Here is a 12,659-nt window from a genome sequence, read left to right as displayed (position 1 = left end):
AGGCCATGGCGGCCGCTGACGTTGGATTGATAGTCAGCTACCCTAACAGCCGATCATCTGACCGAACAACTATGTCCTTTGGGTGCTGTCATAATGATGTCATGTGGATAGCAGGGATGCACTGTTCCCACTCACACCAAGAAGTATGACCTCATGTCCGCGAATGATGATTTTCGATTCAATGCTCACCACCTGCTGGTCGACCTTGACGCAACCACTAATCATTTCATGATGCTGGTTGTCTCGAACGAGGTGAGCGGCGTTCGATGGGACGAGGCTGTCTCTAGACAGCAGCGAGCTTATGCCGCGTGGGTCTCCATGCTCTCAGGCATTCAGATCGACCCGATGCCTGTGCTCGATGGCCGAGCGGCAGTCACGGACAATCCTACTGCCGAGTAGGATTTTCGATATTGAGTATCTACGCGTGATCCTCTTCCCAGACGACCGCGACGGATTCCCGCCATTTCACATCGGTCACGCCGAAGCGTTCGGCCATCGGTTTGGAAAAGCGCTTCAGTGGCGGACGGCCCGGCCTGGGTATGGGCGCCAAGCCCGCGTCACAGCTTGCCCACTGCCGGGCTTCGGCATTGTCCATCAACTTCGTTCTGATGATGAAGCTCTTCGGCTTACCGTGGAGTTGATAATCGATGACATACAAATCAGCTTGCTTCACGAGACCTCCTATTGCTCATGAATAACTGATATTGCATGCCCCCGAAAATTCAGAGAATTTGTCCGACAACCATTAACGCCATCGGCGCTCCATTAATCCATGCTTGCAATAAGCAAGACAGCAGCAATTAGCGTTCCACAAGGGAGCATCCATCGCCCGCGTCTGGTTTCGTTAGCTCAAATGGCATCACCGAATCAATTAGCGCTGCCAATAACGCATCCGTTCGCACCAGACTGTCCGGATGATCTTTCTCGATTGCCGTGACCGGCATGCTGGATACCAGAGCATCGCTTGGGTCTTGCACCAGACTGAGTCCGCCGGCCGCGTGCACAGCTGCCGCACCGGCGGCACCATCTCCGTCATTGCCGGAAAGCACCATGCTGACGACTCGGCCGCCAAAAACCACGGCGGCTGTAGCAAACAACCGATCCACGGCAGGTTTGGCGAAATGGAGTTTCGGTCCATCGCTGAGGTGCAAGATTCCCGGTTCAACCACTTCAAGATGTCTTCCAGGCGGAGCAAGGTAAACACGGCCCGCTTCGACGGGGACGCCCTCGTCTCCATATGCAACCGGCAAGATGGACCAGGAATCGAATATCGACGCGAGCAATCTTGGGCTCGAAGAGCCTGTATGCACCACAATCAATACGGCAGCGGGGAAGTCTGCAGGTAATCCTGAAAGAATCTGACGAAGAGGGCCGAAGCTTCCCTCCGATCCACCGATCACTACGATGTCTCTCACTGTATCCATGTCACTCGCACGCTCTGTCTTTATGAGTGGATCAAAAGCGGCGGCCAAATGTTCAATACTGCGGTGAGAAAGTGCGCCTGAATGACGTGGGGGCAGTCGGTGGATCGACAGTGCCTGGGAAAATGCTTAAGCGGGAGGCTCGCGGAGCCGTTGTCCGCTGGTCGCACGTCACCGATGGGGCCGTTAACAAATGCGCACCGCTTATAACTCGACGGAAAAACCTTTGAGGCCGATGCTGTCGGCAAAACGGCCCACCGCCGTCAAGCTGGCCCAGGTACGCAAGCGTTCACGCCGCGAGCGCACCGGCACCCAGCGTGCGCCGCTGCTCCCCAATCGAATCGACAGGCCCCAGTCAGTGCCGCCTTCGATCTTTGCCACCAGGCAATCGCGCACCGCGTGTTGTTCGACCAAGGCGCGCAACACCTCTTCATGAATCCCTTCGCCGATCATTTCTTCAGCTCCTGTTGACGCACCTGCGAGGCGCGATCAAACACCAGGTACAAACCTTCGATGGCCCCAAGGTTGAGTGCTTTCACTGTTTCAATACCCAAGGTGAAACCCTCGGCGCGATCAGCCGCATGCAGCGTATCGGCCAGGGTCTTCGCCTGAGCAATGCCGGCGAGCAGTCTGGACGCCTGTTTGTACACTGAACTGGGGAGCTTCAGCACGACGAGTGGGTCGGATGTTTCATCACCGCCGCGACCGCTCATGACCAAATCCCCGATGCTTGAGCTGTCACCGCCGCAGCGTGCTCAGGACTCAGGGTGCGGTCTTCGACAAACTGACGCAACCCTCCCTCAAATCTAGGCAAACCGTCATGCCCTTCGCGGGAGAAGGTATAGCCCAAGGCAATCACCATATTCCGCGCCTGTAACTCGTTTCGGATTACGGTTTTTCGATAGTCCAGTACTTGCAGCAGGTTGGCCGAGAGCGTCCCATCGCGTGGATGGGTGTCCTGTAGATCCGCCAAGCGCCGCTTGAGAAAGTCGGTTTCAAGTTCAGGGTCAATGTCGTCGCGGTTCATGTCAACGGCTCCACGGGTGAGCAAAGCGGCAGGACCAGCCTGCCGGCGTCTGGTCATCCAGTGTAGGCAGGTTTGGTTGCCGCGCCCGAGAAAAAAGGCCCCCACACCTGGGCCAGGTGTGGGGGCCTATTGAACATAAACGGCGCTCTATTCATTCCGTGGCAAAAGATGCAATCGGCCATAAGCGGTGGTCCGCTTATATGCGCTGTATCGACCGACAGGCGGTTACTCCAGTCGCCACTCTGCGTTGAACCTGCTTTTTTTTCGCGCAATCCATTGGTCATTGAGGAGCGACTTTATGAAGTGTATGTGCTGGATATGTTGGGAAAATGCAGAGCGTAAAGGGATTGCGGGGGATTGGGAGATTATCGCCTGCTCGGCCTGCGGCCGGTATTTTATTAGCAGGCGATTCAAGCAAGAAAACGTAGGTAACGCACCCGATGTGAAAGCGATGAGACAACTCATCGCCGACGCAGTGTTCGCGCGCGTAACGCCGGCCATAGGCGAAGGAACGGCTCGTTTTTCGTCGTCACGTAAGCACTTGGTATGGCCCTTCCGGTGCTCAAGTCAGTTAAGTCGGCTCTGAGCGTCGAGATCGCCACGGTAAGCACTGATCTATAGATCCTTCCGGTTAAGCTCGAACTTCTCTTTTCTTCTTTGTGTTGCCAGCTACGGCAATCCGCTAACACTGCCGTAATCGCATAATCGAGTCTGTAATGGCCGCTGCGTTTGTATCCAGCGTTGCCAAGGCTGCGATGGCGTTATCGGCAACATAATCTGCACCAGCCCCTGAGATCCAATGGGTGATCTCTTCTATTGCTGCACCCAGAGCATGCTGGTTGTGTAACAACAGGGTCAGCGCATCGGCAGTAGTGATATCGGAATCTGCGTTACTGGGCATTGGGATCGTCCTTGAGCGAAAGTTCGGAAAGCCTGATCGTGCAACTAAATCAGGATAGCCCATGCACTCATTCCCTGAGCTCCATTTCCGCACCAGAATGGCGCATCTGTCCCAGATCTGTCCCATATGGCCATTTTCGAGATGCCAAAAACCGCAAACCCCCGATTTTCTCTAGGAAAATCAGGGGCTTGCGTTTACTGAATGTGGCGGTGAAGGAGAGATTCGAACTCTGAACATTATTAGCCTATAGCCCAAGGAACAAGGCGCTTCGTCCTCTGAATACCGGAGTGCCATTATCCTCCGCGATTTGGGCCAAGAGTAGGCATTCTGGTGTGTTAGACCATGCGGGGTTTCATTGTTTAGATCCGTGTTCCGTAATGATCATAACAAGATGACTCTGGTCACTCTATGCAGGAATTCGTTTTTGAGTCACGATGGGTTTTTGCAAGTCACGTCAGGTAACGGTGGCATGGGATGAATTTCTTGCTCACTTGAAAGCAGGATAAGAATGCTGGCAAGCCCCCCGAGCGTTCAGCAATCAAGGAAGTACTGACTGCTGAGTGACAATAACCACTAAGCCTTAGGTTGGTCTTACGGTCAACACAGGCTAGAAAATGATGATGATTAACATCATGATAAACCTGAAAAACATACTAGCTCAACCAGATACCATTATCTTCGTTGGATCTGGAATATCGCTTTGGTCTGGTCTGCCAACGTGGTCGGGGATGATTGAAGAACTTGCGAAATTTTTGGAGCGGGGTACAGGTGGCGCGGAATTAGTTAGAGCTGAAGCAAAAAGGGGTGATTTGTTACAAGCGGCGAGCTATGGCTTCGACAAACTGACAAAGCAACAAATTGGCGAGTTTATACGTGAAACATGCCGATATGGCAGAGCCATGCCACATGAAATTCACCGTAAAATAGTATCATTAGGTCCGCGATGCTTTATCACTACAAATTATGATAATCTCATCGAGCAGAGTCTTAGAGAGTGGCAGCCAGATAGATTCTATCGCCCTCCCGTCACTAATAGACAATTGACTGAAACAGCAGAAATTGTACATGCTAGAGCAACAGATTTTATATTTAAACCGCATGGGGATGCGGCAGATAGTGAAAGTATAATTTTAACAAGAGAGCAATATAGACGGTTGTTGCCGCAGGGTGAATATCAGTCTGCATTAGAATCCGTGAAGCTTCTTCTAGCGAGCAGGCCTGTCTTGTATTTAGGATTTGGTCTTCGTGATCCTGATTTTGTATATGTTAGGGATTTGCTGGCCAATACGTACAAGGGTGGGGTTCGCGACCACTATGCAATCATGGCTGATGTGCAAGAGCAAGAGATTGACTATTGGAGACGCAATTATGGAATTCATCTTTTAGGCTATGCCACAGTTGAAAAGGCGGACAGTTCAAGAGACCACGCGGAATTACTTTCTTTGCTGGATACGTATTTAGAAAATTCTGATACTCAAGTCAGTTCGACATTCAATCCAGATTCTGCTGATGTGCTCCTCGCTTTAGCTCGACATGCAGCAGTTTTAGCTAGGTACGCTGAATGTGATCCTGAGTTTCCAATTCGTGTAAATCTTGATGGTGGACGAAAAAAATGGGCTGCAACTGGCGCCCAGCGTTTTGACTATAGTTTGGTTGAAAAACTCCTGGACGCTGGACCTGAACGCTTAGTGTTGACTGGACTACCTGGTGCTGGAAAAACGTACTCTCTACGTCGGGCGGCGGCTAGGTTGGCAGATCAGCTCAATGATATCTGTCTTTCAAATTCATTTCGGAAAGAAAGTATTCTTGTACCTATTTTCGTAGATTTGAAGTTTTATAAGGGTGATTTAAATGCTTTGATCAATCAGGTACTGCCAGAAAGCTTGCCTTTTAAAGAGCTGGTCAATTCATACAGGGTCAGAATATTTATTGATTCTTTTAACGAAATGCCGCGGGAGTATTTAGAGAGCGGTTCGTATGAGGCTGATTTTTTAGCTTTCATAGCGGGGGTGGGCCAGTCTTCAGTAATAATTGGATCGCGAACAACTGATGGCTTGTCACGGTTAGAACTACCATGCTTCCGACTTGATTACATCGAAAGGAAGGCCGTGGAAAGGGAGCTTTGGCGTTTAGGGATTAACTTTGAAGGAAGGTTTAGCGGTGAGGTGCTTCGATTAATTCAAAGGCCTTTCTATTTTCAATACATCCTTTCGGGGCAAATAGATTTACCTGATGATGCCCACCCTAGGGATTTCTATAAATGTTTGTTTGAAAATCTAAGTCGTTCATTTTTTGTACGATTTGAATTGCATTTTAATCTCGAGAAAGTTCTTTCAAGTGCGGCTTACTCAGCGCTCGATAGAGGCACAGAAGCATTTCCAATTTCGATTCTCGTAGGCGAGCTTAGCTCGCAGTTACCAGCGGCTGGCGAGATTGCTCCACAAGAGATCATCAATTGGCTAGTGTCAGAGACTATATTAATACCGTATTCGAAAGGTAGGATTGGCTTTATTCATCAATCTGTCACAGAGTATTTAGCTGCTATAGAGCTAGCCGAGCGTTACCTGAAAGACTCCCGAGCGCTAAAAGAGAAGCTGGCGCTAAGAAGATGGGATCAAAGTTTATTCCTAGCATTGAGCTTTCTTCCTGCGCCTGAGGCAAAGGATTTTATAGGTGATGTTGTGAGGGCTGATATGTCTCTCGCAATCAATGCATCCAAATATATAGAGGGTGGGCGTGACGAAGTTGTTCTGGCGATGCTTAATAATCTGTATGACTTAAAATGTAATGGAAGTGAGTTGGGTGATAGGGTTGAGTATGCGCTCGACTATGGACTTCAGGTTTCAAAGGTGCATGAGTCTGTAGTTCGCGATTTTATTACCTTTGGCGATTCCTTAGGAGGTGCCGCTGTTTCCTTGCTCGTATCAATAAGAGGGATGGACGTAAAGCAGGAAGTATTGGAGATGCTTTACGAGAGGAGAGAAGATTTTAATTTTTGCATGAGAGCTGCGGAAGCACTCTCTCCGTATATCACTGAAGAAGATATTCATGTCATAACAGTTTTTTCCGATTTGATTCAAAGCGAGATCGATTCAAATCCAGGGCTTGATGAAGAAAGTTATGGCGGTTTCAGTATTGCCGTTGGAGATTTGTTCGCGCAGTTGGAATTTCCTGTTTTAATTGGGTGTTTTCATGTAGAGAGTGATAATCTCGGAGCAAATCGACTTCGGACGAAGTTGTTGTGCAACATGCTCGGCGAACATGTTTCTACAGAAGCTTTAATGATTGCTGGGGATTTGCTACTCAAAGGTGTTGATGAAGCTGCTTCGGTCATAGCTAAAATCGCAGTATATTCTGATGGGGGTACTAAGGTCTCTTGGGACGGATTCAATTATAATCATGTTGCTCGACTTCAGGAGTTGATAGATGACCTCTGGGTGGTCGAAGCTATAAAAGCACTATGCTGTGCGCGCCCAGATATTGTGGATTTTGTTAAAAAAGAAGCATTGCGCAAGGAAGGATTATTAAAGGCTACACTTCTTTACTGCGCCAATCCAGGGAATATGGAACCAGTTTTTTTTGAGTTGGAGCGGATCTCTAGACTTGATTGTGCAGAGCGCGGGAAATTGTCATTTGAACTTATCAAGAAAATGGATATAGATTGGCTCGGACGAGAGTCGCTATTTGTCAAACTTCTTCAATTAAAAGATCTAAATCTAACTAACGCTCTTCTTGGTGACTCCATTCCTGTGCATGCTATCAATCTAGGGCTTCTGGACTTAGGGGATGTCACTTGGTGGCTAGAGTGGATGCAGGATGCATCTCGTGAGGAAGACGGTTTTTGGTTTTTGGCCAAGCTCGGTGACGTTCTAGGTAATCATATTAACAGTCAAGCTCGGTCTGCTATTTTGAGAGAGTTCAATAGCGGTTCTGAGTTTCGTTCGTTAATTCTTAAGTATATTATCCAGAGAATGGATGTAACGACGGATGAGTTTGAACGTGAGGCTATTTCATTTCTGTTGGCAGAGCTGTCTCGTGAAAGGCGCGGTTACTGGTTAGGCAGTAATTTACTTGGGGCTGCAGCTACCGAAAGCTTCATTACGGAACGGTTGTTGCCACTGTTAGTAAATGCGCAGGAACCGCTAAGAGGCAATCTCTTGAGCGTGGTAGAGCAAGCGGGTGCGAGGCACGGACGTCGTTATCTCTTAGAGAGCTGACGCGTATTGGAGTTATGTTGATAATAGCGAGTGTGCTTTATCTAAGTATTATTATTGAGTCTTAAAAAGTGGTTTTATTCTTGATAGGTTGGGTTGTTAATTCGCATTTGGGCAATTGTCGTAGGCCACAATGACTGCCCTGCCCGAGAACCGACATGGTCATTTAGGGAAAAATTAGGGCATATGGGAGGCCGCTTGGGCCCGCTTAATGCCGGCGGCGAAGGGGGGGAATGCCGTTTTGTATGGACCGGCCTACATAGATCAGAGAGGGGGGCGAATCCCTATCTAATCAACTGGATCACACATATAAGGATAAGATAGTCTGGCCTGCTGTCCATCGACCTCTGCATAGGTCACAATTAGCTGACAGTTATTAGCGAAACCATGAATTCTTTTAAGCGCGGTTGCTCGGTAGGATTCAACAACTCCTGGAATCAAGCTTCCATTTGATGCTTTGATTTCATAGGACTTTCCCGGCTCCAGCACTTTTCCATCAGACGCAGTTTTAACAAACCAAGTGCCAGTAAGTTCTGCCTTCGTTTTTCCTGCTATTTCAACATTAACGAGGGTGGCCGCTCTCGCGCCGAGATTGGTTAACGTGAAGTTAATTTGGCGGAAGTCCCCACCAATAATTGCGGGTCGTAAATCAGCACGGGGAGGGGTTAACACGTACTTGATGGGTTCTAATCCCCCGACAGAAAGTATGGTTACGATAGAACTACAGATTAGAACGGGCGTGGTGAAGATCCGCCTCCACCCTTGAGTTGAAGAGCAGTGCGGACACCTTGTGGCGTTTGTTCTTATCTCTTCTCTGCATGCACAGCATTGCTGCATTGTCTAACCTGATCCATTCGAAAGTAGACGCGCTAACGAGTACAGCTCAGCGCTGAGTGGGATGTAGAGGACTGTCCATTAAGCGCAGGCGATGGAAGGTAACGGGACAAAAATGGGGCAATCCCTACGCCAATCCATGGTCAGCGCCCATCATACCTTCGCGTTATAGTGCTTGGAAACGCCAAACCTCAGTGAGGGCCAGTTGACTGATGTACATCCTCTCCAGCACATCGGACAGCGAATATTCATCCGGCATGGCATCGACATCTTTCGAGAAAAAGTACAAGCATAGTACCGGTAGTGCCTTTGTCAGGCAGTAATGGCGTCTTGCTTAGAAATTGCTAAAAAGCGAAGAGACTACGTCGGGTTAGCCGAGCTGGCTGGTGCGTTGGAGGAGGGCTACGCCCAATCCATCATGGGAATGCTTGAAGGAATCGAATCCCTAGCCGCGAGGGAGAGGGATTTTCCGAGGAGCATGGTCATGCGAGTGGCGATAGATAGAGTATTAGATCGGCGAGGGGGGAACGAGACGGCAAAAACTCATCCTCATTTCAGCCGTCTGTTTCGGAACCATGGCCCAGCGGAAAAAAAGCCGCTCACCACCAAATAGCCCATCCTTAACAACCCCCAGAGTCTGATTGTCAGTAGGGCGCGTTTCAAGGATCTCACCGGCGATGAAATATACGTTCCCTTTCTTGACGGTGAGATTGAAGCGGTCTCCGATGAAAGGGCCACCAAGCGGCGGAGTTTTGGCCTCAAAAGTGTGGGAGCCCTCAGGCACCTGGAGTTTCAGATAGCCGCCAGAAGGCAGCTCTGCCACTTGCTGATCATCTAGTTTGATATACAGGGTCACTCGGCGAGCAGCGCTGTGTAATGGACGAAACACGTAGACTGTAGCGCTATCAGAGTTTACTTCTGCCGGCCCTTGATAATTAGGCCGATTGTCTAATGATGGACCGCTAGAGCAACCTTGCAGCAAGCTTAGGATGCCCATCAGGCAGCTAAAAAAAACAATACGGTACATCAGAAAGATTCCTTTCTCTTTGGGAATGCAGAAAAGCGTTAGTGGTGGGATCAGCCGTTGCCTGATCTCACCCGGGAGAATTTGGCTATGCGCTAATTTGCAGAGTTGCAAAGCTGGAGAAGGATATCCCGTACCAATTTCTGTACCAGTGACCGTGTTTTGGCATGGGTTTCCCGGGTGTTGGGTGGAGCTAAGCCCTTGATTTCATTGACCCTGCGAACCTACCGAATACCCCGAAACATGGCGGTGTAATTCTGTTCCAGGGACATGAAACTACCTGTGGGGATTTTCGCAAAGGGCAAGGGTACGGTGGCGGACACAACCCTGCAAGTTCGGTGTAACGCGATTATTCGTCGCGTCCTTCCATCATGGTGCGTTTGAGCATCACGTAAACCGCGCCGGCACCGCCATGTTTCGCCTGGCACGAGCAGAAACCGAGCACTTGCGCATGCTGGCGCAACCAAGTGTTGACGTGGCTTTTGATCATCGGCCGCTTGCCATCGAGGCGCACGGCTTTGCCGTGAGTCACGCGCACGCAGCGGATTTCGAATTTGGTCGCTTCGGCGAGAAAGGCCCAGAGCGTTTCCCGGGCCTTTTCCACGCTCATGCCGTGCAGGTCGAGGCTGCCTTCGAACGGAATCTGCCCGACCTTGAGTTTGCGCATCTGGCTTTCCTGCACGCCGTCGCGGGACCACATCAACTCGTCTTCGGGGCCGACGTCAATCACGAACTGATCAGACAGGCCGTCAATGATGGTGGTGTCGCTGCGCACGGTGGCGGACTGGCGCAATTTGGCGATCTGCGCGCGGTCAGCCTTGGGTTTGCCAGTGTCGGCGCGGTCGTGCTTGATCGGCTTGACGCCTTGGATCGCACTTTTGAACAGGGAAAAATCGTCGTCTTGCATGTCAGCCTCCGCGAAGGGCGGCCAGTTTACCCAAGTCGAAACAAAACGGCCCGGCAAAAAGCCAGGCCGGTGGTTCAGTCGTGTTTTTTCATCAGGTGCGGGGACATGTTCAGCTCCCGCGATTGCCGTGCGCGACGGCGGCAGCGACGCCACAGGGCGACACCGAAATACAGAAACAGCAAACCGACCGCGAGCATGATCGCCGAGCCCATCGGCGAAGCATTCAAGTCACCCAGCGCCGGCGGGCGGCCGAGCAGGCTGGCGGCGCCGGCCATGGCCAGCAGCACGCCAAAGGTTGCCAGCAATGCGGCGAACGCAGCGCCAAATCGAAAACGCCAGTTGCTTTGGCCTTTGGGCCGCAAACGGCGTGCGTCAAATCCATCGGATAACTTCATTCCGACCTTCCTCAATGGGTATCGGCCCTTCGACCGGGAGTTGACCGGGTTGTTCCTGAGGCTATGGCATTTGCGGCAAATCAGCGGAGATTGCGGATGAGCGGCGGTCTGCGCCGCTCATGAGGGCAGGCTCAGACCAGATCCTGGGTCTTGGCCAGTGTCGCGAAGTTGTCGGCCATGATTGCCATTTCCGCTTCCTGCACGCGTTCGGCGCTGAGCACGCCGCCCTTGAACGGCAGGTCACGGGTGGCGCAGGCGTCTTCGACCAGGGTGCAGCGGAAACCGAGGTTCTTCGCCGCGCGTACGGTGGTGCTGACGCTGGAATGGCTCATGAAGCCGCACACGATCAGGTCCAGCGAACCGAGGTTTTGCAGGCGATCGAGCAGCTCGGTGCCATGGAACGCGCTCGGCAGCAATTTGCCGATGATGGTTTCATCGCCCTGCGGTTCGAGACCGGGGATGAATTCACCGCGCTCGCCCTGCGGGTCGAACAGGCCACCGACGGTGCCGAGATGACGCACGTGCACGATCGGCCGACCGGCGGCACGGGCTGCGGCAACCACTTGTTTGATGTTCGCGACGGCCGCGTCCATGCCGCTCAGGGCCAGCGGGCCACTGAGGTATTCTTTCTGGGCATCGATGATGACCACGGTGGCATGGCTCAGTGTGGCCGCTGCGTAACCGCGACCGCTGAGTTGAAACATCGTTTTTGGAACGGACATTCTGGGGCTCCTCGGGGTGGGGCTTTTGCGACATTGTCCTCTGGCTGAGCGGTTCTGTGAATCGCTACCATCGTAGACACCGTCGTTGCTGGCCTGCAGCCTTGTCAAGTTACACGTTCTGTTCAATAGCTGGTGCAAAAAACAGAAAGCTCCTACCCGTCGCGCGATGTTTTTCCTGCGTCGTCGTCGCCGGTTTTGGCTGTTAGAATCGCCAGTCGTTTTTTTCTGGAGTTGCACGCCGTGATCACTTCCCGCCTTCGTACCCTGCGCGACCACATCCGTTGGGCCGTCAGCCGCTTCCATGGGGAGGATCTGTTTTTCGGCCATGGCACCGACAATGCCTGGGACGAGGCCCGGCAACTGGTACTCGGTGCGCTGCACCTGCCGTGGGAAATCGCCGACAGCTATCTCGATTGCGCGTTGGAGGATGACGAACTGGTCAACTTGCAGCGCCTGCTCAAGCGCCGCATCGAAGAACGCATTCCCACCGCTTACCTGTTGGGCGAGGCATGGTTCTGCGGCATGTCGTTCATCGTTGATCAGCGCGTGTTGATTCCGCGTTCGCCGATTGGCGAACTGATCGAAAACCGCTTCGCCCCGTGGATCGGTGATGAGCCGGCGCGGATTCTCGACCTGTGCACCGGCTCCGGCTGCATCGGCATTGCCTGCGCCTACGAGTTCCAGAACGCCGAAGTGGTGCTGGCGGATCTGTCGTTCGAAGCGCTGGAAGTGGCCAACCAGAACATTGAGCGCCATGGCGTCGATGAGCGGGTTTACACGGTGCAGGGCGATGGTTTCGATGGTTTGCCGGGGCAGCGTTTCGACCTGATCGTGTCGAACCCGCCTTACGTCGACGCGGAAGATTTCGCTGACATGCCGGATGAGTATCAGCACGAACCGGAGCTGGGCCTGGCCTGTGGCGATGATGGTTTGAATCTGGTGCGGCGGATGCTCGCAGAAGCGGCGGATCACTTGACCGAGAAGGGCTTGCTGATTGTCGAAGTGGGCAACAGCCAGGTGCACGTTGAAGCGTTGTACCCGGAAGTCGACTTCGCCTGGCTTGAATTTGCGCGCGGCGGGCATGGCGTGTTCATGCTGACGGCGGAGCAGTGCCGCGCGCATCAGGCCTTGTTCGCGTCCCGCGTCTAAGGTTGTGACAGATCGTTCCCACGCTCCGCGTGGGAATGCATCAATGGACGCTCTGCGTCCGCTTT

At 52.0% G+C, this 12,659-nt stretch carries 14 protein-coding genes; 3 read left to right on the top strand and 11 right to left on the bottom strand.

Annotation, left to right across the window (positions count from 1 at the left end):
* Nucleotides 1-153: 153 nt before the first annotated feature.
* On the top strand, nt 154-399 hold the full coding sequence (locus HU755_RS14040) for a hypothetical protein (RefSeq protein ID WP_186633529.1): 246 nt from the start codon (nt 154-156) through the stop codon (nt 397-399).
* Nucleotides 400-418: 19 nt separating this feature from the next.
* Here HU755_RS14040 and HU755_RS14035 read toward each other — a convergent pair whose 3' ends face one another.
* From HU755_RS14035 to HU755_RS14010, 6 genes are all read right to left on the bottom strand, one after another.
* Complete coding sequence (locus HU755_RS14035; RefSeq protein WP_186633525.1) at nt 419-673, bottom strand: DUF6555 family protein; 255 nt, start codon at nt 671-673, stop codon at nt 419-421.
* A 127-nt stretch (nt 674-800) separates the two neighbouring features.
* On the bottom strand, nt 801-1,424 hold the full coding sequence (locus HU755_RS14030; protein WP_186633522.1) for a chemotaxis protein CheB: 624 nt from the start codon (nt 1,422-1,424) through the stop codon (nt 801-803).
* 201 nt (nt 1,425-1,625) lie between these two features.
* Entirely contained in the window at nt 1,626-1,874 is a 249-nt protein-coding gene (locus HU755_RS14025) for a hypothetical protein (RefSeq protein WP_186633519.1), read from the bottom strand.
* On the bottom strand, nt 1,871-2,134 hold the full coding sequence (locus HU755_RS14020; RefSeq protein ID WP_186633516.1) for a hypothetical protein: 264 nt from the start codon (nt 2,132-2,134) through the stop codon (nt 1,871-1,873). Before HU755_RS14020 ends, HU755_RS14025 begins: the two co-directional genes overlap by 4 nt.
* Nucleotides 2,131-2,448 carry a hypothetical protein gene (locus tag HU755_RS14015; protein ID WP_186633513.1) on the bottom strand — a complete coding sequence of 106 codons (318 nt, stop codon included), beginning with the start codon at nt 2,446-2,448 and terminating at the stop codon, nt 2,131-2,133. Before HU755_RS14015 ends, HU755_RS14020 begins: the two co-directional genes overlap by 4 nt.
* 682 nt (nt 2,449-3,130) lie before the next feature.
* Nucleotides 3,131-3,349 carry a hypothetical protein gene (locus tag HU755_RS14010; RefSeq protein ID WP_186633686.1) on the bottom strand — a complete coding sequence of 73 codons (219 nt, stop codon included), beginning with the start codon at nt 3,347-3,349 and terminating at the stop codon, nt 3,131-3,133.
* A gap of 614 nt (nt 3,350-3,963) precedes the next feature.
* Between HU755_RS14010 and HU755_RS14005 the strand changes: the two genes are divergently transcribed.
* On the top strand, nt 3,964-7,566 hold the full coding sequence (locus tag HU755_RS14005) for an SIR2 family protein (RefSeq protein ID WP_186633510.1): 3,603 nt from the start codon (nt 3,964-3,966) through the stop codon (nt 7,564-7,566).
* Between the two features lie 285 nt (nt 7,567-7,851).
* Here the strand turns inward: HU755_RS14005 and HU755_RS14000 are convergent, their stop codons facing one another.
* The 5 genes from HU755_RS14000 to HU755_RS13980 form a co-directional block, all read right to left on the bottom strand.
* Entirely contained in the window at nt 7,852-8,235 is a 384-nt protein-coding gene (locus HU755_RS14000; RefSeq protein ID WP_186633507.1) for a hypothetical protein, read from the bottom strand.
* A gap of 670 nt (nt 8,236-8,905) precedes the next feature.
* Complete coding sequence (locus HU755_RS13995) at nt 8,906-9,424, bottom strand: DUF2846 domain-containing protein (RefSeq protein WP_186633504.1); 519 nt, start codon at nt 9,422-9,424, stop codon at nt 8,906-8,908.
* 346 nt (nt 9,425-9,770) lie between these two features.
* Nucleotides 9,771-10,328, bottom strand: coding sequence for a Smr/MutS family protein (locus HU755_RS13990; protein WP_071171525.1), 558 nt, complete (start codon nt 10,326-10,328; stop codon nt 9,771-9,773).
* 74 nt (nt 10,329-10,402) lie between these two features.
* Complete coding sequence (locus tag HU755_RS13985; RefSeq protein ID WP_186551899.1) at nt 10,403-10,723, bottom strand: hypothetical protein; 321 nt, start codon at nt 10,721-10,723, stop codon at nt 10,403-10,405.
* A 131-nt stretch (nt 10,724-10,854) separates the two neighbouring features.
* Nucleotides 10,855-11,445, bottom strand: coding sequence for a cysteine hydrolase family protein (locus HU755_RS13980; protein ID WP_186534065.1), 591 nt, complete (start codon nt 11,443-11,445; stop codon nt 10,855-10,857).
* Between the two features lie 240 nt (nt 11,446-11,685).
* Here HU755_RS13980 and prmB point away from each other — a divergent pair, with 240 nt between their 5' ends.
* Entirely contained in the window at nt 11,686-12,594 is a 909-nt protein-coding gene (gene prmB / locus HU755_RS13975) for a 50S ribosomal protein L3 N(5)-glutamine methyltransferase (protein WP_186622804.1), read from the top strand.
* Nucleotides 12,595-12,659 lie beyond the last annotated feature (65 nt).

The organism is Pseudomonas sp. SWRI111 (assembly GCF_014268555.1).
In the GTDB taxonomy this organism is placed as follows: Bacteria; Pseudomonadota; Gammaproteobacteria; order Pseudomonadales; family Pseudomonadaceae; genus Aquipseudomonas; species Aquipseudomonas hamedanensis.
Note: the sequence above shows the minus strand (reverse complement) of the source record. Positions and strands in the feature narration are given on the sequence as shown.

Bases quoted from the DNA above. Each gene is read 5' to 3' on its own strand.
- HU755_RS14040 (WP_186633529.1), top strand. From the start codon at position 154: ATGTCCGCGAATGATGATTTTCGATTCAATGCTCACCACCTGCTGGTC.
- HU755_RS14030 (WP_186633522.1), bottom strand. From the start codon at position 1,424: ATGGATACAGTGAGAGACATCGTAGTGATCGGTGGATCGGAGGGAAGC.
- HU755_RS14025 (WP_186633519.1), bottom strand. From the start codon at position 1,874: ATGATCGGCGAAGGGATTCATGAAGAGGTGTTGCGCGCCTTGGTCGAA.
- HU755_RS14020 (WP_186633516.1), bottom strand. From the start codon at position 2,134: ATGAGCGGTCGCGGCGGTGATGAAACATCCGACCCACTCGTCGTGCTG.
- HU755_RS14015 (WP_186633513.1), bottom strand. From the start codon at position 2,448: ATGAACCGCGACGACATTGACCCTGAACTTGAAACCGACTTTCTCAAG.
- HU755_RS14010 (WP_186633686.1), bottom strand. From the start codon at position 3,349: ATGCCCAGTAACGCAGATTCCGATATCACTACTGCCGATGCGCTGACC.
- HU755_RS14005 (WP_186633510.1), top strand. From the start codon at position 3,964: ATGATGATGATTAACATCATGATAAACCTGAAAAACATACTAGCTCAA.
- HU755_RS13995 (WP_186633504.1), bottom strand. From the start codon at position 9,424: ATGTACCGTATTGTTTTTTTTAGCTGCCTGATGGGCATCCTAAGCTTG.
- HU755_RS13990 (WP_071171525.1), bottom strand. From the start codon at position 10,328: ATGCAAGACGACGATTTTTCCCTGTTCAAAAGTGCGATCCAAGGCGTC.
- HU755_RS13985 (WP_186551899.1), bottom strand. From the start codon at position 10,723: ATGAAGTTATCCGATGGATTTGACGCACGCCGTTTGCGGCCCAAAGGC.
- HU755_RS13980 (WP_186534065.1), bottom strand. From the start codon at position 11,445: ATGTCCGTTCCAAAAACGATGTTTCAACTCAGCGGTCGCGGTTACGCA.